This is a genomic window from Actinomycetota bacterium, assembly GCA_030774015.1.
Classification (GTDB): domain Bacteria; phylum Actinomycetota; class UBA4738; order UBA4738; family JACQTL01; genus JALYLZ01.
The window spans coordinates 90,104-113,232 of the sequence record JALYLZ010000026.1 but is presented as its reverse complement, the minus strand read 5'-3'; the positions used below and the strand labels follow the sequence as shown (position 1 = coordinate 113,232).

Below are 23,129 nucleotides of genomic sequence, written 5' to 3'. Positions count from 1 at the left end.
GGCCGCCGCCGTTCCCATGGGCCGCCTGGGCCAGCCGCCCGAGCTCGGCGACGTCGTGGCGTTCCTGGCGTCCGAACGCGCCTCCTACGTGACCGGGGCGATGCTGTCCGTGGACGGTGGGCTGCTCCAGGGGTTGTTCTGACCCGCTGCCGAGAGGCAATCGCCGCCCCTCGGCTACCATGGATGGAGTCCCCATGCGTACTTCCGATGCCCTTCGCGAGCGGCTCCGCTCGTCGCTGCACCCGGCCCGAGGCAGCGCCGCGCCGGGGCCCGGCCGGCCCGCCGCGGTGCTGGTCCCCCTGGTCGAGGGCGAGGAGCCGGAGGTCATCTTCACCCGGCGGACGGCCGATTTGCGGCGGCATCCGGGCGAGATCTCGTTTCCCGGCGGCATGCACGACGCGGGGGACGGCGATCTGCTGGCCACCGCCCTCAGGGAGGCCGAGGAGGAGCTCGGCCTGTCCCCACACGCGGTGGAGGTCCTGGGCGCGCTGGAGCCGATCTCGACCTACACCACGGGGTTCTGGGTGACGGCGTTCGTCGGCGCGCTGGAGGAGGCGCCCACCCTGACGCCCAACCCCGACGAGATCGCGGAGGTCTTCCGCGTCCCCGTTCGGGTGCTGGACGAGGTGGAGGCGGAGGTGGAGTGGACCCGCGAGGGCCAGACCTGGCGGGGGTTCGTCTACGAGGTGGACGGGCACGTCATCTGGGGAGCGACCGGCCGGATGCTCCACGAGTTCCTGGAGGTGTACCGGATGTGGGATCAAAAGGATCGACAGGAGTCGCCATGACCGCCCAGCCCGCCCGAGAGGCCGTGCCGTACGCCCCCAGCGATCGGGAGCTCCGCGCGCTCCTGGGGAACGCCCGGACCGTTGCCGTCGTGGGCCTGTCGTCCGACCCCCGGCGCGCCTCGTATCGCATCGCCGCGTACCTCCAGTCCAAGGGCTACCGGGTGGTGCCCGTGAATCCCAACGAACGCGAGGTCCTGGGCGAGAAGAGCTACCCGTCGCTGCGGGAGGTGCCCGAGGCCGTCGACGTGGTGGACGTCTTCCGGCGGCCCGAGTACACGCCCGACGTGGCCCGGGACGCCGTGGCGGCCGGCGCGAAGGTTCTGTGGCTCCAGAGCGGGATCATCAACGACGAGGCGCGCCGGATCGCCGAGGATGCGGGCCTGGACGTCGTGATGGGCGTGTGCATCCACGACGTGGCGGTCCGGCTCGAGGAGGAGGGTGCGGGTCGATGACCAGGTGGGAGTACTTCGTGGCGCCCCTGTTCGAGCACAACCCCGGGGAGATCCTGAACAGCTTCGGCCAGGACGGCTGGGAGCTGGTGACCGTCCTCCAGATCGAGAATCCCCAGGGCGGACGCTCGCTGGTCGCGTACCTGAAGCGCCCCGTTCCCTAGGCCCGGACGAGGCTCAGACGGCGACCTGGCGCCGACACCACGCGTACAGCGCGTCGTACACGAACGAGCCTTGCTCCAGCAGGCGGTGATCGTCCGCCTCGACATCCAGCCCGCCCACCCCGATGGCCAGCAGGCCCGGCCCGAGCGGGTCGGAGTCCAGGTCGGCCTCGACGTCGGCGGCGTGCACGATCGCGGCCAGCCGGGCCAGCGCGGAGTCCGTGCCGAGGCCGAATTCCTCGATCAGGACCTCGAACGTGCACAGCCCGTCGCGATGGGTGAACTCGGCGTCCCGTGCGTCGAAGGACCGGGCCCCTTCCCGCGACGCCACGTCGAGCACCTGCTCGGGCGGCACGTACAGGATCTCAGCCTCCGGGTCGATGAACCGGCGGATCAGCCAGGGACAGGCGATGCGGTCGGTCTTGGGACGGGCCCTGGTCACCCACTTCATCGCGGGAGGCCCTTCCTTACGGTGCCAGGACGCGGCGCATGAGCTCCTTGGCCCCGCCCACCACCCGGTCCCGGTCCACTCCGCCCTCGTACAGGATGGCCTGCTCGACGGTTCCGTGGATGGCGTGGTTCAGGAAGGTCGCGGTGAGCACGGGATCGGTGTCGCGGAACGTGCCGGCCTCCATGCCCGCCTTGATGCCGGCGGCGAACATGTTCCGGAGCTTGCGCTCGGCTTCCGCGAAGATCTGGGTGCTCCCGGGGGTGAGGCTGTCCTGCGCGAAGACCTGGATGAGGTCCGCGTGTTCCACCATGAAGTCGATCAGGCTCTCCACGGTGACGTCCGCCAGCGCCCACCAGTCGTCCCGGCCCACCCGCCAGTACAGCGCCGTGGCCCGGGCGATGAGGTCGTCCACGAACCGCTCCTTCAGCGCGCCGAGCAGCGCTTCCTTGGAATCGAAGTAGAGGTAGAACGTGCCCTTGGCAACGCCGGCCTCCTCGGTGACGTCGGAGACCGTGGCGATGGAGATGCCCTTGGCGCGGAAGACGGTCCGCGCCGCCGCCAGGAGGTCCTCCCGCCGCTCGTCGGGAGCCTTGGCCACTCGCCGGCGCTGGGCCTGGACCGTCACGGTTCGTGAGTGTAGTGCGGGGGCGGGCCATCAGTCGGATGGCAGGAGCCCGTAGGACCGCTCCGTGTCCCGGAGGTAGTCGTCGAGAGGGCCCAGGCCGGCCGACCGTCGCCGCTCGTCCACGCCGTCGGGATCCTCGATGGGGATGGGCCGGAGGCGGCCCTCCTCCAACCGGAGCTGCGTTCCGAATCGCTGGAGCTGTCCCTCGTGGATCCGCACGCGATCGGTGAGGAACGCCACCTGGCGCGGCTCGGCCTCGTCCCGGGCCACCGCGTCCTCCAGCAGCCCCAGGCATCGCCGCTGGAACTCGGGGTCGTGGTCGGCGTGCTGGACCAGCAGCCACGCCGCCTGCGAGCCCGCAACGCCGGCCACTTCGGGGCCCGGCCAGCCGAAGCGGTCGATCAGCTCACGCAGCCGTTCGGTGTGGTGGCGATCGAGCCGCTCCACGCGTTCAGCCTGCTCCGGGTCGTCCCGCCAGTCGCGCCGCGCCTCCTGGTCGGTCCGGGCCATGGCCACCAGCTCGCGGCCCAGCCGGCGCCGCCGGAGCCGGGCCCGGACCGAGAAGGCGCGGCGACGCGGCCGCGAATGGCGTGCCCGAGTCATGGAATCCCCCGCGATGGTAGGCCCTTCGCCCTTCAGTCGAGGGCCCGGGCGAGGTCCTTGATCAGGTCGTCGGGATGCTCGAGGCCGACGGAGAGGCGGATGAGGTTGGGGGGGACCTCCAGGGGCGAGCCCGCCACGCTGGCGTGGGTCATCGGGGCGGGGACCTCGATCAGCGACTCGACCCCGCCCAGCGATTCGGCCAGGAAGAACAGCCTGGTCCGCTCGGCCACGCGCACCGCCTCGTCGGCCGACGAGACCTCGAAGGAGACCATGCCGCCGTAATCGGCCATCTGCTTCGCCGCGACGTCGTGGCCGGGATGCTCCGGGAGCCCCGGGTAGAGCACGCGGGTGACCGCCGGATGCGTGGACAGGAACTCGGCCACTCGCGCCGCGCCGCGGCAGTGGGCCTGCATGCGGACGGCGAGGGTCTTCACGCCCCGCAGCGCCAGGTAGCAGTCCATGGGCCCCGGCACCGCTCCCACGGCGTTCAGCAGGAACCCGAGGCGCTCCGCGATCTCGTCGTCGTTCAGCACCAGGGCCCCGTTCACGAGGTCGGAGTGCCCGCCCAGGTACTTGGTCACGGAGTGCACGACGACGTCCGCCCCCAGCTCGAGGGGCCGCTGGAGATACGGCGTGGCGAACGTGTTATCGACCACACACCATGCCTCGGCCCGGTGCGCGATCTCGGCGGCGGCCCGGATGTCGACCACCTTCAGCAGCGGGTTGCTGGGCGTTTCCACCCACACCACTCGCGTCTCCTCCCGGACGGCCCTCTCCACGGCGTCGAGATCGGTCATGTCGACGGTGTCGAGCTCGAGGCCCCACGGGCCCAGCACCCGGGTCAGCAGGCGGTACGTGCCGCCGTAGACGTCGTCTGCCATCACCACGTGGTCGCCCGGCTTCAGCAGCAGGAGCAGGGTGGTCTCCGCACCCATACCGGACGAGAACGAGAACGCGTGCCGGCCTCCTTCCAGCGAGGCCAGCGCCTCCTGGAGCGCCTCACGGGTCGGGTTTCCGGCCCGTGCGTAGTCGAAGCGCTTGGGCTTTCCCACGGCCTCCTGGGCGTACGTGGAGGTCTGGTAGATCGGGACGTTGACGGCGCCATACTCGGGTTCGGGGTCCTGGCCGGCGTGGATGGCCCGCGTCTCGAACCGCCAGCCGTCGCCGCTCGCATCCCGGTCGCCCGCGCCTACCTCATCTCGGGGGGAAGCTCCCATCCTCGTCTCCTCAGCTCGTCGACGGCTTCCTGGCCGGATCGGGCCAGGCTCCACAGCGCGGACTTGCGTTTGGCGTCGTGCCCCGGCGCGAACTCGCGGGCCGTGCTGGCCCGGCAGGCGGGGTCGCCGCACGCACACCGAGCCAGCCCCGGGAAGTGCAGCTGGGCCTCGCCGTCCTTGCGCCCGGCCTGGCGCTCCCGCTGGCACCGGCGGTACGGTCGGGCCGGCAGCGTCGCGGACGGGAGCACGATCACGCCCTCTTTCGGGTCGCCGAGGTGCGTTCGGCGTCCCCCCAGCGCCAGCAACCCCGTCAGGGCCGCAAGCGCGGCGTCGACCTGGTCCGGCGAGCGCAGCCCGTCCACCGGTACCCCTTGCGCGCGCAGCACGTCCTCCCGGAACGCGCGCTTGTTGACCTCCGGCGGCGGGAGGCATCCGGCCAGGACCACCGCGCTGGCGTGCGGGAAGACCTCGATCGCGGTGCCCCGCACCGGTCCGCTCGCGTACCTGGCGTAGCCCGACTCCCCGGCGCAGGCGAACACGGCGAACCCCACCTTCATCCACGAGTAGAAGGTGTTCTCGCCCTTGCGCGGGTCGGACGGCGTCCCGTAGGACTGGATGCCGAACCTCCGCAGCTCGCGCTCCGTAAGCCGCGAGCCCCCGCCGGTGCCCCACGCCGGTGGCGCGTCGATGGCCACGACGTCCGGACGGAGCTCCACCAGGGCCGGCCCGAGCTCCTCGACCCGAACCCGGCGTCGGCATTCCAGCGGCCGTCGTTCCTCGTCCAGGAGCACCAGGTCGAGCCCCTTCGTGACGCCGACGTCGACGCCGAGGGACTGGAGCGGCTGCGGCGTCACGGCGTCCGCTGGCGGTGGGCCAGGAACTCCAGGAGGTCCGCCCGGGTCAGCACGCCCAGCACGTGGCCGCCCTTGGCCACCAGCACCGCAGGAGACCCCTGGAGCGATTCGAAGGCGACCTCGACCGGGTCGTCCACCTCCACCATCGGATGGGGCGGCCCCATGACCTCGGCGACGTCGTGCTGGAGCGCGTCGGGGTCCCGGAAGATCCGGTCCAGCAGCCCGCGTTCCTGGATCGACCCCACGAACGCGGTCACGTCGGTGGCCTCCTCGCGAACCACCGGGGCCTGGGAGATGCCGTGCTCCTGGAGCCGTTCGATGGCCTGGCGGACCTTCTCGTGCGCCCCGATGGTGATGAGCGCCGGGAGCCCCGCCGGCTTCGACGCCAGCACCTCCTCGACGTGGACGACCTCGGGGCGTTCCTGGAATCCGTACTGGAGCATCCACGTGTCCGAGTACAGCTTCGACAGGTAGTTGCGGCCGGTGTCGGGGAAGATCACCACCATCAGGCTGTCCTCCGGGAGGTCGCGGGCCACCTGAAGGGCTGCCCACATCGCCGTCCCCGACGAGCCGCCCACCAGGATGCCCTCCTGCCGGGTGATGGCGCGGGCCGTCAGGAAGGAGTCGCGGTCCGACACGCGCACGTAGCGGTCCACCACGGAAGGGTCGAACGTCTCCGGCCAGAAGTCCTCGCCGATCCCTTCCACCAGGTACGGCCGGGCCGGATCCTGCGGGGCGGAGAACAGCGATCCCTCCGGGTCGGCCCCCACCACCAGCAGGTCCGGGTTCTGCTCCTTCAGGTATCTGGCGGTTCCCGTGACGGTGCCGCCGGTGCCGACGCCCACGACCAACACGTCGACGCGGCCGTCGGTCTGGCGCCAGATCTCGGGTCCGGTGGTCTCGTAGTGCGTCTGCGGGTTCACCTGGTTGAAGTACTGGTTCGGCTGGAAGGCGCCCGGGATCTCCTCGGTCAGGCGGTCGGCCACCCGGTAGTAGGACTCCGGCGACTCGGGGGCCACGGCGGTGGGGGTGATCACGACCTCCGCGCCGTACGCGCGGAGCAGCGCGACCTTCTCCTGGCTCATCTTGTCGGGCATCACGAAGATGCACTTGTAGCCCTTGATGGCCGCGGCGATGGCCAGGCCGTGGCCGGTGTTGCCGGACGTCGGCTCGACGATGGTGCCGCCGGGCTTCAGCATGCCCTCCCGCTCCGCGGCCTCGATCATGCGACTGCCGATGCGGTCCTTCACGCTGCCGCCCGGGTTCAGCATCTCCAGCTTGGCCAGGATGGTGGGGAGGACCCCCTGGGCCACGCGGCGGAGGCGGACGAGCGGCGTGTCGCCCGTCGCGTCCAGGAACGAATCCATGACCTCCATCGCAGCGTCCTCCCCGTGGCCAGGCTGCGCCCATTCTCCCCGACCGGCGGGCCGCGCGGCGAGTGCGTTTCCCGGCCGGGTCCGCCGGCGTCCTCGCTCCGTTCCGCTACGACGACAGCACCAGCCGGTAGATGGCGTGGCTGTCGCTGAAGTACAGCCGGCCGTCGGGTCCGGCCTCCATCGAGAGCACGCCCTCGCCGTGGACGTACACCACCGTCTGGCGGATCACCCCGAGGCGATCCTCGGTGAGCGTGACCCGACGGACCTGGCCGGTGTCGTACGCGCCGAAGAACAGGCGTCCCAGGCTGGCCGGGCCCAGCCCGCACCGCTGGCAGAACACCGCTCCGGTTGGGGCGATCACGGGCGTGTACCACCGCTTCGGCAGCACCGGCGTGGGCCCGTCCTGGTTCGTGTTCCGGGGCGGGTCGGGCGGGGTCGAGCAGGTCTGGTGAGAGCCCCAGCCGTAGTTCCGGCCGGCCACGATCCGGTTCAGCTCGTCGTTGCAGGACGGCCCGTTCTCCGTCTCCCACAGCCGCCCGGTTCGGGGATCGAAGTCGAATCCGAACGAGTTCCGGATGCCGTACGCGAGGATCCGACTGTCCGCGAACGGGTTCCCGGGCGCGGGCTTCCCTCCCGGGGTCATCCGGAGGATCTTCCCGGCGTCGTTCGAGAGGTCCTGGGAATTCGAGGCGTCGTGGGCCTCGCCCTGGACCGCGTACAGCATGCCGTCGGGCCCGAACTCGATGCGCCCGCCGTCGTGATACACGCCCGCGGTGGTGGGCGAGCTCCAGATCACGTGCATGTCCATGCCGTGGCCCCCTTGGTCCCGGATCCGCACGATCTGGTCTCGCTCGTGGCCGTGCACGGTGCGCGTGACGTACGCATACACGAGCGGTGCGCCCGGGAACTCCGGGTGCAGGGCCAGGCCGAGGAGCCCCTGCTCTCCCGCGCCGACCACGTCCGGGATCCGGAAGAACACGCGGTTGCTGCCGCGCTTGGGCCCGATCACCCGGATCCGGCCGGTGAAGCGCTCGCCGTACCAGATCGCGCCGTCGGGGCCGAGCGTGAATGCGGCGGGGAAGGCCAGGTCGTTCGCCACGACCTTGGCCACAACCTTCGCGGCGACGGACGAGGCTGGCCGTGCGGGGGCGGGCGCGGGCGCCACCGGGAGGACCGCCAGCGGAACGAGGAGGAGCGCTGCGAGCCTTCGCACGATGTGGCCAGGATGGCGCCGAGGCCGAGCGCCCATCGTAGTTCGGCTTCCCCGATCCGGTGCGGCTACCATCTCCAAGGGAACGACCCCACGCCGAAACGCGAGGACGCCATGACCGGTCGAGAGATACGCGCTCCCCGAGGGACCACGCTCACGTGCAAGGGGTGGCCGCAGGAGGCCGCGCTGCGCATGTTGATGAACAACCTCGACCCCGACGTGGCCGAGCGGCCCCAGGACCTCATCGTGTACGGGGGGACGGGCAAGGCCGCCCGGTCCTGGGAAGCGTTCGACGCCATCGTGCGGACCCTTCGCGAGCTGGAGGACGACGAGACCCTCCTGGTGCAGTCGGGGAAGCCGGTGGCCGTGTTCCGCACGCACGCGCTGGCGCCGCGGGTCCTGATCTCCAACGCGATGCTGGTCCCGAAGTGGGCGGACTGGGAGACGTTCTGGGAGCTGGAGCGGGCCGGCCTGACCATGTACGGCCAGATGACCGCCGGGTCCTGGATCTACATCGGGACCCAGGGCATCCTCCAGGGAACCTTCGAGACCCTGGGGGAATGCGCGGCCCAGCACTTCGACGGCACGCTGCGGGGCCGGGTGGTGCTGACGGCCGGCCTCGGCGGGATGGGCGGAGCCCAGCCGCTGGCCGTCACCATGAACGAGGGCGTGGCCCTGTGTGTGGATGTCGACCCCTCACGCATCGAGCGCCGGATGAAGGCGGGGTACCTGGACCGGGAGACCGACTCGCTGGACGAGGCCCTGCGGTGGGTGGAGGAGGCGCGTTCCGCCGGCGAGGCCGTGTCGATCGGCCTCCTCGGGAACGCCGCGGACACGCACCCGGACCTGTTGCGGCGCGGCTTCCGTCCCGACGTGGTCACCGACCAGACCTCGGCGCACGATCCGCTGGACGGGTACGTGCCCGCCGGGCTGTCCCTGGAGGAGGCCGAGCTGCTTCGCCAGACCGACCGGGACGACTACGTCCGGCGGGCTCACCAGTCCATGGCCAGGCAGGTGGAGGCCATGGTGGGATTCCAGGAGCAGGGTGCCGTGGTGTTCGACTACGGCAACAACCTCCGGGCCGGCGCGGAGGCCGGCGGTTACTCGCGGGCGTACGACTACCAGGGGTTCGTCCCGAACTTCATCCGGCCCCTGTTCTGCGAGGGGAAAGGGCCTTTCCGGTGGGCCGCCCTGTCGGGTGACCCCGAGGACATCCTGGCCACCGACCGGGCGGTGGCCGAGCTGTTTCCTTCAGATGAGCGGCTCCACCGCTGGCTGCGGATGGCGGAGGAGCGGGTGGCGTTCCAGGGGCTGCCCGCCCGGATCTGCTGGCTGGGGTACGGGGAGCGGACCCGGGCCGGGCTTCGGTTCAACGAGATGGTGGCGAGCGGCGATGTGTCCGCGCCGATCGTGATCGGGCGGGACCACCTGGACGCCGGAAGCGTGGCGTCGCCGTTCAGGGAGACCGAAGGCATGCGCGACGGCTCCGACGCCATCGCCGACTGGCCGATCCTGAACGCGCTGGTGAACACGGCCGCCGGAGCGCACTGGGTGAGCGTGCACCACGGGGGCGGCGTGGGCATCGGCTACTCGATCCACGCCGGGATGGTCGTGGTGGCCGACGGAACGGACGAGGCCGCGGGTCGCCTGCAGCGCGTGCTGACGACCGACCCCGGCATGGGCGTGGTCCGCCACGCCGACGCCGGATACGACCGAGCCCTGGAGGTGGCCAGGGAGCGCGGCGTCCGCCTCCCCTGGCTGGAGTAGCCTGGCGCGAACCGTGAGAGGAGTCGAGCACGGTGGTGCCGATCGATGCGGGTTTTCGGGACTTCCTCGATGAAGTGGTGGAAGTCGGCGACCGAAGGGAGATGCACCTCGAGGTTCGCGACGGCCACATGGTCGCCGTCGACGACTCGCCCGGCGGGGACATCGTGCCCGTGGTGTGGGACGACGGGGAGAAGCGCTACCTGATCGTTCCCCCCGAGTAGTCCTGTCGGGCGGCGCCAGCACGAGATCAGGAAGCTGTCCTGCGAGCGCTTCGGACCTTCGACACGGGCCAGGTCCTCAGGCCGGGGGCAGCTCCCAGCCCTTCGTCACCTCGCCCACCCTGGCCACGATCCCGGCGGGGTCGGTTCGGAGCAGGTGGCCTTGCTCGACCACGGTCTCGCCCCCCACGATCACGCGCTGGATGGCGTCGGGCTGCATGGCGTAGACGACCTGCTTCGGGGCGGTCGCCGTGGGCTGGAGGGACAGCGACTGGAGGTCCAGGACCACCAGGTCGGCGGCGTGCTCGGGCGCGATCCGGCCGAGGGGCAGGCCGAGCGCCTCGCCGCCCCGAGCCGTGCCCGCCAGCAGGACGTCCTCCGCCCGGACGGCCTCGGCGTCGGCCTCCACCGCCTTCGCCAGCAGCGCGGCCATGCGCATCTCCTCGAAGATGCTCTGCCGGCTGTTCGTGCATCCCCCGTCGGTTCCCAGGGCAACGGGGATCTGGCGGGACAGCATCCGACGGAACGGCGCGATGCCGTCGCCCAGGAACGCGTTCGCCGAGGGGTTGTGCACCACGCGGGCGCCGCGCTCGGCGATGACGGCGAGGTCCTCCTCGTCCACCCACACGCAGTGCACCATCAGCGTGCGCGGCGACAGCACGCCGAGCGAATCGAGGAAGCGGACCGGTGTCACCCCGTGGCGTTCGATCGACATCTCGCGCTCGTACCGGCCCTCGGCGACGTGGATGTGGAACGGCGTGTCGAGCTCCTCGGCCAGCGCCGCCCCGGCCTGGATCATCTCGGGGCTGGCCCCGTGGATGGAGTGGGGCGCGGGCTGGACGAACGCCCGGGGGTTCCCGCGAACGGCGTCGTGCAGCGCCCGCGCGTTGCGGACGGCCAGGTCCGGCGTCTCCTGGTAGCGCTTCGGCGCGCCGGCCCAGTCGTACATCGAGCGCGCCAGCACGATCCGGAGGCCCACTTCCTCGGCCGCGTCGATCACGGCGAGGTCGTTCTCGTTCCCCCGGTCGTGGAGGTAGAAGAAGTCCACCACGGTGGTGATGCCGGCCCGAAGCATCTCGGCGAAGTCGAACAGCGCCCCCACGCGGATGGCGTCGCGGTCCAGCCGCTCGGAGAACGGATACAGGACGCGGTCGCGCCACCGCAGGAAGGACAGGTCGTCCCCGAACCCCCGCAGCAGCGCCTGGAACGAGTGCGCGTGGGCGTTGACGCATCCGGGGACGACGGCCACGTCGCCCCAGTCGTCACGTTCGTGATCGGGGAACTCCTCGGCCAGCTCGCCCGGGTCGCCGGTGGCCAGGATGCGGCCTCCCTGCATCACGAACCCGTGCCGCCGCTCCCAGCGGTCCCGGGCGAACACGAGCTCGGCGCGGACGAGGGTCACGGCTGTACGAGCCTTTCGCCGACGAGGGTCACGCCAGCCTTATATCAGAGCCTCCGCCCGCGGACCGTCGTTCGCCCGCCCGGCACGTTCGGTTGCCCCGTGGTCGGGGTGCGCCTAGCCTTGCGCCTCAGCGTGCCGGTACAGGTGGGTGGGACCCTCTCGATCGCGGACGTCGTCGCCGTGGCCCGCGGCGAGACGGTCGAGCTTTCCTCGGGCGCCGAGGCGCGCATGCGGGCATCGCGAGCGGTGGTCGAGGAACGGGTGGCCGCCGGCGACACTGTCTACGGCGTGACGACGGGCATCGGAAGCCTGGCCACCGTGCGCATCGCTCCCGAGCAGGCCGCCAGGCTCCAGCACGACATCGTGCAGTCGCACGCCACCGCGGTCGGGCCTCCGCTGTCGCGCCCGGAGGCTCGGGCCATGCTCCTGCTCCGCGCCCACGTGCTGGCCCTGGGACGTTCGGGGGTTCGGCCCGAGATCGCGCACCGCATGATCGAGATGCTGAACCGCGACCTCATCCCCGCGGTTCCGCAGCAGGGGTCGCTGGGGGCGTCGGGGGACCTGGCGCCGCTGGCCCATCTGGCCCTGCCGCTGCTCGGGCAGGGCGAGTTCCTGGCGGAGGGTGGCGGGAACCGTCGTGCCGCAGACGTGCTCGGGGAGGCCGGCCTCGAGCCGCTGACGCTCCAGGCCAAGGAGGGGCTGGCGCTCGTCAACGGGACCCAGGGCATGCTGGCCATCGGCGTGCTGGCGGTCGCCCGGGCCGTCTCCCTGGCCAAGGCGGCTGACATCGCCGCGGCCATGAGCGTGGAGGCCGCGCTGGGGACGAACCGCGCCTTCGACGAGCGCCTCCAGCAGCTGCGGCCGCACCCGGGCCAGGCGGCGTCGGCGGCGAACCTTCGCCGGTTGACGGCGGACAGCGAGATCATCGCCTCGCACCGGGAGTCGGGGCACCTCGTCCAGGACGCGTACTCGCTGCGCTGCGCCCCCCAGGTCCACGGGGCGATGCGGGACGTCCTGTCGTTCTGCCGCGAGGTGCTGGAGCGCGAGATGAGCTCCGTCTCGGACAACCCGGTCGTGTTCGCCGAGACCGGCGACGTGCTGTCCGGAGGGAACTTCCACGGCCAGCCGGTGGCGGTGGCGCTCGATTCCCTGGCCCTCGGCGTGGTGACCGTGTCGAGCATCTCGGAACGGCGGCTGTTCCGGCTGCTGGACCCGGCGCTTTCGAACGGGCTGCCGGCGTTCCTGGTCCAGGAGAGCGGGCTGAACTCGGGGTTCATGCTGGCCCAGTACACGGCGGCGTCGCTGGTGTCGGAGAGCAAGTCGCTGGCCCATCCTGCCTCGATCGACTCGATCACCTCGTCGGCCGGCCAGGAGGACCACGTGAGCATGGGCATGACCTCCGCACGGCACGCCCGGGAGTGCGTGGCGAACGCCGAGACGGTGGTGGCGCTCGAAGTGCTGGGTGCCGCGCAGGGGCTCGACCTGCGCGGTCCATTGCGTCCGGGGGCCGGCTCGTCGGCCGCCCTGGCGGCCGTGCGCGAGGTGGTGCCGTTCCTGGAACGGGATCGCGAGATCCGCCTCGACATCGCGGCGATCGTCGAGCTGGTCCGGGAAGGAGGGCTGGTGACCGCGGTGGAGGAGGCCGTCGGGGCGCTGGCGTAGGGCCGGCGGGGATCAGGCCGTTGTCGCGCCGCTCACGAGTTGCCCACCGATGAAGGTGGCCGTCACGGGGTTGTGGCCCGGGCGGTAGGGCACCATCCGGAACTCGTCGGCGTCGAGCACGACGAAGTCGGCGCGCTTGCCGGGCTCGAGCGTCCCCAGACGATCGCTCAGCCCCAGGACCCAGGCCGCGTTGACTGTCGCGGCCGCGAGCGCGCCAAGAGGCGCCAGCCCGTACAGGGAGCAGGCAACCGCGATCACCTCGGGCAAGGAGAGCGTGGGGGACGTTCCCGGATTGAAGTCCGAGGCGATGGCGAGCGCGGCACCGGCGTCGAGCAGGGCGGGCACGGACGGAGGGGCGGCCCGCAGGAACAGCGTGGACGCGGGCAGCAGGACCGCTGCCGTCTGGCCCGAGCCCAGCGCGTCGATGCCCGCCGGACTGACGTGGTTGAGGTGGTCGGCGCTGCGAGCGCCGACGGCCACGGCCGCCTCCGCCGCGCCGGAGCCACCGAGCTGGTCGGCGTGGCAACGCACCGGAAGGCCCACGCGGCCGGCCGCCTCCGCCACGGCGTGCAGGTCCTCGACCGAGAACGCGATGTCCTCGACGTAGACGTCGACCGCGTCCACCAGTTCCTCTGCCGCAGCCGCCGGGATGAGCTCGTCGCATGCCACCCGGACCCACTCTTCCCGCCGCATCCCCTGGGGCACGGCGTGGCATGCCAGCAAGGTCACAGAACCCGTCTGCGGGATCTCCGCCGCCAGTTTCCGCGCCAGCCTGGCCTGGCGCAGCTCACCTTCGACCGAGAGCCCGTACCCGGTCTTCAGCTCGACCGCGGTGGTGCCGTGAGCGGCCATCTCCGCCGCGAGCGGCTTGCAGAACGCTAGTACCTCCTCGTCGGAGGCCTCGGTCAGCAGTCGGGCACTTCGATAGATCCCCCCTCCCCCGTGAAGGTCGCGGTACGTCTGCCCCGCCAGACGCGCCTCGAACTCATCCGCCCGCCACCCGAAGAATGGCAGGTGGGTATGACAGTCCACGAGGCCCGGGACGACGCACGCGCTACCCAGACGCATAGGGGCCGAACCCTCGGGCATCCCCGTGGCTGGGCCCGCGTATGTCACCAGCCCGTCTTGCCATACGAGGCCTCCGTCGCGGACGACGTCGGGAGCCGCGATGTCGTGACCACGCCGCGGAACAGGGCCACCGGCCACCGTGATGAGGGTCGACGCAACGAGGGAGCCGGATCCTGAGGTGTCCTTCGAGTCGGTCATGTGAGGGCGAAGCTTAGTGCCGAACCCCGAGCCTCCGAACCCCGGCTGCATGCGGCGCCGAGGGTCGGCCCGGGCCTCGCCCGTAGACTTTCGGTCCGTGGACATCGCCTCCCACCCGGCGCGGTCCGGGCGACATTCCTCGTCTCCGAGGTCGAACAGACCGAAGCGCGAGCCGGCCTGACCGGTGGGGGACCGCGCGGAACGCGAAACGTCCTCCTCCGAGGGACCGACTCGGGCCAAGGTCGGCTATCTCGACATCCTCCGCATTCCCGAGATCCGCGTGGTGGTCGCGGGAACGTTCGTCATCATGCTGGGGTACGGGATCCTGTCCCCGGTCCTGCCCCTTTACGCCCGGTCGTTCCACGTCGGCTACGACGCCGTGGGGCTGCTCGTATCGGCGTTCGCCTTCGCCCGCCTGGTGACGGACCTCGGGTGCGGCGCGCTCGTGAACCGCTACGGGGAGCGCGCGATGGTGAGCGTCGGGGCCCTTGTGGTGGGTGTGTCATCCGGCCTGGCCGCCATCGCGCCGACGTTCACGTTGCTGGTGCTCTTCCGGGCGGCCGGCGGCGCCGGCTCGGCCGTGTTCTTCGCCGCGATGATGTCCTACCTGTTCAAGACGGCGCCGAAGGACCTCCTGGGCCGGGTCATGGGGGTGTTCTTCGGGGCCTTCAACCTCGGGATCATCCTGGGCAACCCGCTCGGAGGCGTGGTCGCGCATTTCTTCGGCCTGGCCAGCCCGCTGTGGTTCTACGCGGGGGCGTGCTTCCTGGCGGCGGCTGTGTACGTGCGGTCCGTCCGGAACCCGCCGCGGGCGAGGCCCGAAGACGAGGTGCAACCGCGGGGCCTCCGGACCCTTCGGTGGAACCGACCGTTTCTCTCGGTGCTGGCGGCGAACCTCGCGTACTTCTGGATGATCGCGGCGGTGTTCAGCACGCTCATCTCGTTGTTCGGAAAGGACCGGGTTGGCCTGTCTCCGCTCGGCATCGGCCTGGGGCTCGCCATCGCCTCCGCCGCGGAGTTCGCGGTGCTGTTCCCGGCCGGAAGCGCCACCGACCGGCTGGGCAGCCGGGCCGTGGTGGTTCCGTCGTTCCTGGCCACGGCGGTCGTGGTGGCGCTGTTCGGTCTGGCGTCGAGCGTCGTGGCGTTCGGTGTGGCTGCGGCGTTCCTCGGCTTGGGGTCGGGCTACGGCGGCGTGCCGATCCCGGTCATGCTGAACGACGTGGTCCCGCCGGAGCAGCGTGCCGCCGCCATCGGGGTGTACCGGTTCGTGGGCGACCTCGGGTTCGTGTTCGGGCCGCTGGTGGCAGGGGCCATGGCATCAGCCTTCGGCTTTCCGGCCGCGTTCGCGGTCAGCGCGATTCCGCTGGTCGTCGCGGCGGCGATCGCGCTCACCGTGCCGCGGACGTCGTCCCCGCCGGAACGGGTGGCCGAGGGCTAGGGTTGAGCACGGAGGTGGTGGCCATGGACGTGATGGACACGATCGCGCAGGCCAGGGACGCGCTGACGGTTCGCCGCGTGTTCGGCGAGCCCTACGAACGGGACGGCGTGACGATGATCCCCGCCGCTCGACTCCAGGGCGGCGGCGGAGGAGGGGGCAGCGAGGGTGGGCCCACGCTGGGAAAGGGGGCCGGGAGCGGCTTCGGCCTGATCGCCCGACCGGTGGGAGCGTTCGTCATCCGGGAGGGCCGGGTCTCCTGGCAGCCCGCGGTCGATGTGACCCGCATCGTCCTGGGCGGACAGCTCGTCGCCGTCGTCGCCCTGCTCACGATCCGCACGATCGTCCGGGCCCGGGTCCGGTCGAAGCGGGTCGACCTCCGCGCGGCGAAACACGCCCGTCGGGAGGCGAAGCACGCGGGTCGGCCAGGCTGACTGACGAACCGCTACCCGAAATGGACCGCCCCGCCGGGCTGCCAGATCATGAGGATCGCGATCACCACCACCGAAGCCGACAGGTACATCCCGCCGAACTGGAGCTTCTTGGTCAGCTTCGTCACCTCGGGCGGTGGCCCCGCGGGTGGCCCGCCGGCCCCGGCGATGGGTGCACTGCCCTCGCCTGCGGCTCCCGGAGGCCCCGGCGGTCCCGAGGGCGGAGGTCCCATCGACCGCAGCACGTGCAGCAGCTTGACCGTGGTTGGCAACTGCACCAGAAGCGCCCACGAGAACGCCGCCGTGTACAGGATGATGCTGGCGATCAGCCACTTGCTGTGCCACAAAGGGATGTGCGCCGTGTAGATCATCCCGACACCCGCCAACGCGACGACCACGGCGAGAGGAAGGGTCAGCCGCTTCTCAATGACCTCGGTCCCCTCCGTGAAGAACGTCGCGGCCTGCGGATACTTCTGCACGAGCATGCCGAAGAACGGGAAGCTGAACGTGGGGCCGAACGCCAGCAAGACCCCCAGGATGTGCACGACCAGGTAGAAATGGAACCAGCCCATCAGGTGCCCTCCCTTCCCATCCGCAAACGGCGGGAGTCTGCGGCCGACGGGCCGATATGTCAACCGCGGGGACCGCAGGGCGAGCCGGCATGCGTGTGAGTCGGTCGGTCGTGCTGCCTGTCTCCATCACGGAAGCGTGGCGAGCTCTGTCCGTATGGGAGGAGCAGGCTCGCTGGATGCGGGATGCCGATGCGGTGGAGGTCGTGACCCCTCATCGAGAGGGAGTCGGTGTTCGGATCGCGGTGCGCACCCGGGTGCTCGGTATCCCCGCGTTCACGGAGGTCCTCGAGGTGGTTCGGTGGGAGCCACCTCACCGGATGCAGCTCGCCCACCAGCGATTCGTCCGCGGCCACGGGGAATGGACGCTCCGCCGGCCAGAGGCCGAGGATCCGGGTTCGCCGAGGACGCTGTTCACGTGGACGGAGGAACTCGCCATCGGTGTCCCCGTGCTCGGGGCTCTCGCGCTCGGCGCCTACCGCCCCGTCATGAGCCGGCTGATGCGCGGCTCGATGCGGAACCTGCAACGGTTGCTGACACGGACATGACGTTCGACGGGTTGCGTGACCGCCTCGAACGCTAGCCCGCTGGCTTCGAGCCCGGCGTCTCCGGGCCGGGCACCTTCGGCTCCGCGGCTCTCGGCTCGCGCTTGGGCACCGAGATGTCCCACCACGGGTGGCGGGACCGGACCTGTCCGCCGAGGTCCACGTGGATGTGCTTGATTTCGCGGTACTCGTCGAACCCGATCTTCCCGTGTTCCCGGCCGATCCCGGACTGCTTGTAGCCGCCGAACGGATAGCGCGGGTTGATCATGTGATAGTCGTTGATCCACACGGTGCCGGTGCGGAGCTGCTCCGCGACCTTCACCGCCCGGGGGACGTTTCCGGACCACACAACGCCGCCCAGCCCATAGATCGAGTCGTTCGCCAGGCGGACGGCCTCCTCCTCGTCCTCGAACGGGATCACCGCCAGCACGGGGCCGAAGATCTCCTCCTGCGCGATCTTCATGGAGTTGTCCGCGGCGAAGATGGTGGGCTGGTGGTAGAAGCCGCCCTCGTGGCCCTCCACAGAGGCCCGCTCCCCCCCGGTCAGCAGCTTCGCCCCCTCCTGCTGCCCGATGTCGACGTAGCGCTCCACCGTCTCGAGCTGCGTCTTCGCGACGATGGGTCCGAGGTCGGACGACGGGTCCATGGCCGGGCCCACCCTCGAGTCCTCGGCCCGCTTCACCAGCTCCGCCGCGAAGTCCTCGTAGATGGCGCGGGCCACGAACGCGCGGGTCCCCGCGGTGCACACCTGCCCGTTGTGGAAGAAGACGCCCCACAGGACGCCGTCCACCGCGTAGTCCATGTCCACGTCGTCCAGCACGATCGAGGGCGACTTCCCGCCCAGCTCCAGCGTGCACTTCTTGATGGTGCCGGAGGCCAGCTGCATGATCCGCCGGCCCACCTCCGTCGACCCCGTGAACGCGACCTTGTCCACGAGCGGCGACTCCACCAGCGCCTCTCCCGCCGCGGCGCCAGGTCCGGGCAGGACCTGCACCACGCCCTCCGGCAGCCCGGCCTCCAGGCACAGCCGGCCCAGCTCGATCGAGGTCAGCGGCGTGTACGAGGCGGGCTTCAGCACGACGGTGTTCCCGGCCGCGATGGCCGGCGCGATCTTCCACGCGGCCATCTGGATCGGGAAGTTCCAGGGGGTGATGGCGGCGCACACGCCGATGGGCTCGCGCCGGAGATAGTTGTAGGAGCCGGGGTTCCTCGGAAGGGCCTCCTCGTCGTCCTCCCGCCCCGCCAGCTCCGCGAACGCGCGGAACGTCGAGATGACCATGCCCACGTCGGCGTTCTTGGCCATGCGGATGGTGTGGCCGGCGTCGCGCGCCTCCAGGTCGGCCAGGGCGCCCGCGTTCTGCTTCACCAGGTCGGCCACCTTCAGCAGCGCCGCGGCCCGCTCCCGCCCCTTCATCCGGGGCCAGGGGCCCTCGTCGAACGCGCGGCGGGCGCTCTCCGCCGCTCTCCCAACGTCCTCAGCGCCGGCCTTGGCCACCGAGGCAAAGGCTTCCCCGGTCGAGGGATCGATGCTGTCGAACGTCTCCCCGGAGGCCGCGTCCGCGAGTTCTCCTCCGATGACGAGCTGGTACGTGTCGGTCATGTCTCGCCCCTCCTCGTCGCTACCGGCTAGCGTACTCGGGCCGGGCGGATCGCCGCGGGCGGGTCAGAGGTCCGATGTGACTCGACCCATGTAGGTGTCGACCTCGCGCATGAGCAGCTCCGCCCCCAGTCCCTCGAAGACCTCGCGCGCCTCGCGGAGCTTGGCCGCCGCCTCGGCTGGGTGGCCCAGGCTCAGGAGGCAGCGCCCCGCTCCGAGCAGGGCCTGGCCTTGTTCCAGGACGTGGCCGAACTCGGCCCATCGCTCGGCAGCCGTGGCGTACAGCGCGAGAGCCTGTTCAAGCTCTCCCTCAGCCTCCGTCAAGTTGGCCTCGGCCGTGACGATGCAGCACCGGTGGCGGGTGGCGATCGGTGAACAGCCCTCCAGTAGCCTTCGACCCAGGTCGGCCGCCTGCAAGCCGTTGCACACGCGAGCCGCGAGATGCACGTGCAGCGTCCGGAAATGGGGGTTTCCTCTGGTGACGTGCTCGAACTCCTCGAGGAGCCGAAGGGCAGCCGCACCGTCGCCGAGGGCCAGGTCGATCTGGGCGCCGGTGGCCAGGGCGGGGAAGAGTATCTGAGGGTCTCCGATCTCCCGAGCGCGAGGAAGGAACTCGTCCTCCAGTTTCTTCGCCTCGTCCAACCGTCCACGCAGGGCCAGCACCTGAGCGCGGTAGGTGGGCGCCGCTATCCCGAAGTAGCTCCCCCCGCGCTGGTCATCCCAGGCGATCAGCTCTTCTGACACCTGGAGGAGCTCGTCCCATTCGCCCAAGTCGAACAGCATCCAGATGATCCACCCCTGCGCCGCCATCGCGAGGCTGGCAATGCCTCGTCGCTCGCCGAAATCGGCCCCGGCCCGCAGGACCTCCAGCCCGGGGGCAGGACCCTCCGTCCACCAGAGCCACTCCCCGAAGTTGGTGTAGCCTCGGACCGTCTCATGCCCGAGCCCGTATTCCAGGCTCATCTGGAGAGCCTGCCGAAGACCTTCCAGCCCTCCCATGTCCCCGAGCTCGCACCTGGCGCCACCCCGAATCTGCAGCGCCATGACGGCCACCTCGTGGATGCCGAGGTCCTGGCCCAACCGGAGCGCCTTCGACGACCACTCGAGCGCCTCCCGGGCAAGGCCGGACAGCCACTTGCCCCTGGCGATCTGGACGTACGCACGCGCGAGCTCGGGGCCCGGCGGCTCACGCTCCAGCATCTCCACGGCCTCCTCCGTGAGTCTTCGCGACTGAGCCGTCTTGCCCCAGAGCCCGTGGGCCAACGCCAGGCTCACCATGGCATCGGCCGCCGCCAGCGTGTCTCCTTGAGCGCGCAGCGCGGCGATCGCCTCCTGATAGTCGCGCTCGGCCTCTGAGTATCGGCCCGCTTGCCACGCGCACTCGGCCGCCTTGGCCAGCACCGCAGCCCGGTCTCGATGGCCGGCAGGGAGAGCCCGGAGAGCCCGCCGGTAGTAGGACTCGGCGCTTGCCACATCGAGCCGCATGGCCCGGTCTCCCGCCAGGACGAGGAACCGCCGAACGGCCTGTTCGAGCTCCTCGGAATCGACGGCACCGGAGGCCCGGGCCAGCTCCAGGGCCTGGGAGTAGTGATGAGCCAGCACCTCGGCCACGTCGGCGACGCGCTCCCCGGAGACCCGCTCGATCCACTGTGCAGCCATCCGATGCTTCGCCGCCCGGGCGGCTCGAGGGATCATCCCGTACGCCACGTCCCGGACCAGGAGGTGCCAGAACGAGTACTCGGACTGATCCTTCACCGACGATGTCCGCGCCGGCCGAACAAGCTCCTTCCTGGCCAGCTCGTGCAACCCCTCCTCCACCGTTTCGGGCTCGATCCCGCTCATGAACGACACCACGCCTGTCCAGAACACCTTGCCGACCACGGCCGCGTCGAAGAGCAGCCCCTTACGCTCGGGCGGGAGGGTGTCCAGGCGCGCCGCGATCAGGGCCTGAATGGTCTCGGGCACCGGGATCTCCATTCCCGCGGCCAGGGCCACGGTCCGGCCCCGCCGCTGGAGGATGCCGCGGTCGGTGAGCATCCTCACGAACTGCTCGGCGTACAGGGGATTCCCTCCGGCCTGGTCCAGCAGGACGGCCTGGGTCTCCGCCGGCAGCACGGCCTCGGTGAGGAGGGCGGCGATCAGCCGGCTGGTCTCGTCCGGGCTGAGGGGGCCGAGAGCGATGGTGCCCCAGTTCCGTTTGCCTCCGCCCCATCCGGGCCGGCGTTCGTAGTGTTCCTGCCTCGCCACGGCAATCACCAGGACCGGGACCCCCGTGGACCAGTCCACGAGGTGCTCCATGAAGTCCAGCATCGGTTCGTCGGCCCAATGCAAGTCGTCGAACACGAGGATCAAGGGGTGCTCCGCCGCCAGGGCCTCCAGGAAGCGGCGCCAGGCGGTGAAGTACTCGTCTCGCTCGACTGCCGCAGCGGACTCCGGGGCCCGGGCTCCAACGAGCGGCGCCAGCCGTGCTCGCATCCATTCGCGATCCGGCGCGTCCTCGATCGCTCGGGGGATGGCGCTCCCCAGCTTCTCCGCGGCAAGCTCGAGAGAGTCCGATTCGAGGATCCCGGCGTGAGACTTGACGATCTCCCCCAGGGCCCAGAACGTGATGCCCTCCCCATAGGGGAGGCAGCGACCCTGCCGCCACCACACCGGTTCCGGCTCCGTGTCCAAGGAGGCCCGAAACTCCGAGAGCAGCCGCGACTTTCCCACACCGGGCTCGCCGGTCACCGTGATCAGCTGGGCGCTCGACTCCCGCACCGACCTGGCATACGTCTGCCTGAGGACCGCCAAGTCGTCCAGGCGCCCGATGAACGGCGTGGCGGGCCCGACGTCCCCCTCCATCGGAAGGCGCGTCCTCGGGACCGTGGCCCGCCAGATGGAGAGGGGTTCGCGCTTGCCCTTGACCTCGACCGGCGGGAGCTTCTCGTACCCGATGGCGTCCCTGGTGGAGCGGAAGGTCACCTCGCCGACCACGGCGGCTCCCACCGGGGCCGCCTGCTGGAGGCGGGCGGCCGTGTTCACGACGTCACCCGCCACGATGCCCTCTCCACGTTCGGGGCGGGCCCCGAGGGCCACGACGGCCTCACCCGTGTTGATGCCGATCCGAACCTGAAGGCTGAGCCTCGGCGTGGCCTCGTTCAGCTCGTCGATGGCCTCGATGATCCGAAGGGCCGTTCGGACCGCCCGCTCGGCGTCGTCTTCATGTGCGACGGGGGCGCCGAAGACGGCCATGATGGCGTCACCGATGAATTTCTCGACGGTTCCCCCGAGCCGCTCGACCTCGGCGCGAAGCCGAGCGTGGTAGGGGCCGAGCCTGGCCTTGACGTCCTCGGGATCGGCCAGGTCCGATGCGGCGGTGAACCCCACCAGATCGCAGAAGAGGACGGTCACGACCTTGCGCTCCTCCTGGGCCACCGCCGGCGCCTGGTCAAGAGGGGCTGCGCATGCCTGGCAAAAGCGCGCTCGGTCGGAGTTCTCCTCGCCGCAGCTGGGACAGGTCCTCACGGAGCCAAGTCTATGGCCAGGGACTGGCTCGGAGCCCTCGAGCCCGACGCGCGGGTACGATGACCACGATGACCTACGACGAGCGGGTGGCCGAGTTCAAGGCGCGCGTCGACGCCGGCGAGAAGATCGAGGCCGGCGAGTGGATGCCCGACGAGTACCGCCAGGCCGCGCTGAAGTTCATCGAGATGCACGCGAACTCCGAGGTGATGGGGGCGCTGCCGGAGCGGGAATGGATCCCTCGCGCGCCGACGCTCCGCCGGAAGCTGAGCCTCACCGCGAAGGTCCAGGACGAGGTCGGGCACGGCCAGATCCTGTACCGGGTGGCCGAGGACCTCGGGAAGTCCCGCGAGCAGATGTTCGACGACCTGGTCAACGGCCGGACCAAGTTCCACAACGTCTTCCACTACCCCACGAAGACGTGGGGCGACGTGGCCGTGATCGGCTGGCTCATCGACGGCGCCGCGCTGGTGACCCAGCGGGCCCTGCTGGACTCGTCGTACGCGCCGTACGTCCGCGCCATGCGTAGGATCTGCGCCGAGGAGTCGCTGCACCTCCGCCACGGCGAGGACCTCACCCTGGAGCTCGTCAGCGGCACGCCCGAGCAGCGGGAGATGTTCCAGGACGCCGTGAACCGCTGGTGGCGGGCCATCATGCACTTCTACGGACCGCCCTCCAACCCGAGCAAGGACGTCCTGCTGTACTGGGGCATCAAGACGAAGTCGAACGAGCAGCTCCGCAACGAGTTCTTCTCCACCTACGTTCCGAAGCTGTGGGACCTTGGCATCACCGTCCCCGACCCGGCGCTGCGTTGGGACGAGGAGCGTGGCGAGTGGGTGTGGGGGGCCGAGGACTGGGTGAATTGGGACGAGTTCTGGCAGGTGGTCCGCGGCAACGGGCCCATGACGTCGGTTCGCCTGCTGTACCGCAAGGCCATGTGGGACACGCACGCCTGGGTTCGGGAGGTCTTCGCCGGCATCCCCGCCGCGGCGGTGTAGC

Annotated in this window: 23 protein-coding genes; 11 read left to right on the top strand and 12 right to left on the bottom strand. The window is 70.8% G+C overall.

Annotated elements, in window-relative coordinates:
• The 4 genes from M3Q23_02190 to M3Q23_02175 form a co-directional block, all read left to right on the top strand.
• Positions 1-142: SDR family oxidoreductase (locus M3Q23_02190; protein MDP9340922.1), on the top strand; the 142-nt coding region annotated here is incomplete at its 5' end.
• 52 nt (positions 143-194) lie between these two features.
• Positions 195-788 carry a CoA pyrophosphatase gene (locus M3Q23_02185; GenBank protein MDP9340921.1) on the top strand — a complete coding sequence of 198 codons (594 nt, stop codon included), beginning with the start codon at positions 195-197 and terminating at the stop codon, positions 786-788.
• Positions 785-1,240, top strand: coding sequence for a CoA-binding protein (locus M3Q23_02180; GenBank protein ID MDP9340920.1), 456 nt, complete (start codon positions 785-787; stop codon positions 1,238-1,240). Before M3Q23_02185 ends, M3Q23_02180 begins: the two co-directional genes overlap by 4 nt.
• A complete protein-coding gene (locus M3Q23_02175; protein ID MDP9340919.1) occupies positions 1,237-1,401 on the top strand; it encodes a DUF4177 domain-containing protein in 165 nt (54 codons plus the stop codon). Before M3Q23_02180 ends, M3Q23_02175 begins: the two co-directional genes overlap by 4 nt.
• Positions 1,402-1,414: 13 nt before the next feature.
• Here M3Q23_02175 and M3Q23_02170 read toward each other — a convergent pair whose 3' ends face one another.
• The 7 genes from M3Q23_02170 to M3Q23_02140 all read right to left on the bottom strand — a co-directional run bounded on the left by M3Q23_02170 (position 1,415) and on the right by M3Q23_02140 (position 7,737).
• On the bottom strand, positions 1,415-1,849 hold the full coding sequence (locus M3Q23_02170) for a chromate resistance protein (protein ID MDP9340918.1): 435 nt from the start codon (positions 1,847-1,849) through the stop codon (positions 1,415-1,417).
• Positions 1,850-1,865: 16 nt separating this feature from the next.
• Positions 1,866-2,474 (bottom strand): TetR/AcrR family transcriptional regulator, encoded by a 609-nt coding sequence (locus M3Q23_02165; GenBank protein ID MDP9340917.1) that lies wholly within the window; start codon positions 2,472-2,474, stop codon positions 1,866-1,868.
• Between the two features lie 30 nt (positions 2,475-2,504).
• Positions 2,505-3,077 carry a hypothetical protein gene (locus tag M3Q23_02160; protein MDP9340916.1) on the bottom strand — a complete coding sequence of 191 codons (573 nt, stop codon included), beginning with the start codon at positions 3,075-3,077 and terminating at the stop codon, positions 2,505-2,507.
• Between the two features lie 32 nt (positions 3,078-3,109).
• Positions 3,110-4,294: a cystathionine gamma-synthase gene (locus M3Q23_02155; GenBank protein MDP9340915.1), complete on the bottom strand. Its 1,185-nt coding sequence runs from the start codon at positions 4,292-4,294 to the stop codon at positions 3,110-3,112.
• A complete protein-coding gene (locus M3Q23_02150) occupies positions 4,267-5,148 on the bottom strand; it encodes a DUF429 domain-containing protein (GenBank protein ID MDP9340914.1) in 882 nt (293 codons plus the stop codon). Before M3Q23_02150 ends, M3Q23_02155 begins: the two co-directional genes overlap by 28 nt.
• Positions 5,145-6,524 (bottom strand): cystathionine beta-synthase, encoded by a 1,380-nt coding sequence (locus M3Q23_02145; protein ID MDP9340913.1) that lies wholly within the window; start codon positions 6,522-6,524, stop codon positions 5,145-5,147. The genes M3Q23_02150 and M3Q23_02145 overlap by 4 nt, the downstream gene beginning before the upstream one ends.
• Before the next feature lie 106 nt (positions 6,525-6,630).
• Positions 6,631-7,737 (bottom strand): PQQ-dependent sugar dehydrogenase, encoded by a 1,107-nt coding sequence (locus tag M3Q23_02140; GenBank protein MDP9340912.1) that lies wholly within the window; start codon positions 7,735-7,737, stop codon positions 6,631-6,633.
• Between the two features lie 111 nt (positions 7,738-7,848).
• Between M3Q23_02140 and hutU the strand changes: the two genes are divergently transcribed.
• Positions 7,849-9,501 carry a urocanate hydratase gene (gene hutU / locus M3Q23_02135; protein MDP9340911.1) on the top strand — a complete coding sequence of 551 codons (1,653 nt, stop codon included), beginning with the start codon at positions 7,849-7,851 and terminating at the stop codon, positions 9,499-9,501.
• Positions 9,502-9,533: 32 nt separating this feature from the next.
• Complete coding sequence (locus M3Q23_02130; protein ID MDP9340910.1) at positions 9,534-9,722, top strand: hypothetical protein; 189 nt, start codon at positions 9,534-9,536, stop codon at positions 9,720-9,722.
• A 76-nt stretch (positions 9,723-9,798) separates the two neighbouring features.
• Here M3Q23_02130 and M3Q23_02125 read toward each other — a convergent pair whose 3' ends face one another.
• Positions 9,799-11,121, bottom strand: coding sequence for an amidohydrolase (locus M3Q23_02125; GenBank protein MDP9340909.1), 1,323 nt, complete (start codon positions 11,119-11,121; stop codon positions 9,799-9,801).
• 132 nt (positions 11,122-11,253) lie between these two features.
• Between M3Q23_02125 and hutH the strand changes: the two genes are divergently transcribed.
• On the top strand, positions 11,254-12,783 hold the full coding sequence (gene hutH, locus M3Q23_02120) for a histidine ammonia-lyase (GenBank protein ID MDP9340908.1): 1,530 nt from the start codon (positions 11,254-11,256) through the stop codon (positions 12,781-12,783).
• A gap of 12 nt (positions 12,784-12,795) precedes the next feature.
• Here the strand turns inward: hutH and hutI are convergent, their stop codons facing one another.
• Positions 12,796-13,872 carry an imidazolonepropionase gene (hutI, locus tag M3Q23_02115; protein MDP9340907.1) on the bottom strand — a complete coding sequence of 359 codons (1,077 nt, stop codon included), beginning with the start codon at positions 13,870-13,872 and terminating at the stop codon, positions 12,796-12,798.
• A gap of 361 nt (positions 13,873-14,233) precedes the next feature.
• Here hutI and M3Q23_02110 point away from each other — a divergent pair, with 361 nt between their 5' ends.
• Together M3Q23_02110 and M3Q23_02105 are read left to right on the top strand one after the other, a co-directional pair.
• On the top strand, positions 14,234-15,487 hold the full coding sequence (locus M3Q23_02110; GenBank protein MDP9340906.1) for an MFS transporter: 1,254 nt from the start codon (positions 14,234-14,236) through the stop codon (positions 15,485-15,487).
• 2 nt (positions 15,488-15,489) lie between these two features.
• Positions 15,490-15,918 carry a sporulation protein gene (locus M3Q23_02105; GenBank protein ID MDP9340905.1) on the top strand — a complete coding sequence of 143 codons (429 nt, stop codon included), beginning with the start codon at positions 15,490-15,492 and terminating at the stop codon, positions 15,916-15,918.
• Between the two features lie 11 nt (positions 15,919-15,929).
• On the opposite strand, the gene M3Q23_02100 is transcribed toward M3Q23_02105, so the two are convergent.
• Positions 15,930-16,487, bottom strand: a complete 558-nt coding sequence (locus M3Q23_02100) for a DUF2269 family protein (GenBank protein MDP9340904.1) — start codon at positions 16,485-16,487, stop codon at positions 15,930-15,932.
• Between the two features lie 110 nt (positions 16,488-16,597).
• Between M3Q23_02100 and M3Q23_02095 the strand changes: the two genes are divergently transcribed.
• Positions 16,598-17,032: an SRPBCC family protein gene (locus M3Q23_02095; GenBank protein MDP9340903.1), complete on the top strand. Its 435-nt coding sequence runs from the start codon at positions 16,598-16,600 to the stop codon at positions 17,030-17,032.
• Between the two features lie 31 nt (positions 17,033-17,063).
• Here the strand turns inward: M3Q23_02095 and M3Q23_02090 are convergent, their stop codons facing one another.
• Together M3Q23_02090 and M3Q23_02085 are read right to left on the bottom strand one after the other, a co-directional pair.
• Positions 17,064-18,629 carry an aldehyde dehydrogenase family protein gene (locus tag M3Q23_02090; GenBank protein ID MDP9340902.1) on the bottom strand — a complete coding sequence of 522 codons (1,566 nt, stop codon included), beginning with the start codon at positions 18,627-18,629 and terminating at the stop codon, positions 17,064-17,066.
• 63 nt (positions 18,630-18,692) lie between these two features.
• A complete protein-coding gene (locus tag M3Q23_02085) occupies positions 18,693-22,043 on the bottom strand; it encodes an AAA family ATPase (protein ID MDP9340901.1) in 3,351 nt (1,116 codons plus the stop codon).
• Positions 22,044-22,201: 158 nt separating this feature from the next.
• On the opposite strand from M3Q23_02085, the gene paaA reads away from it, so the two are divergent.
• Positions 22,202-23,128, top strand: coding sequence for a 1,2-phenylacetyl-CoA epoxidase subunit A (gene paaA / locus M3Q23_02080; protein ID MDP9340900.1), 927 nt, complete (start codon positions 22,202-22,204; stop codon positions 23,126-23,128).
• Position 23,129 lies beyond the last annotated feature (1 nt).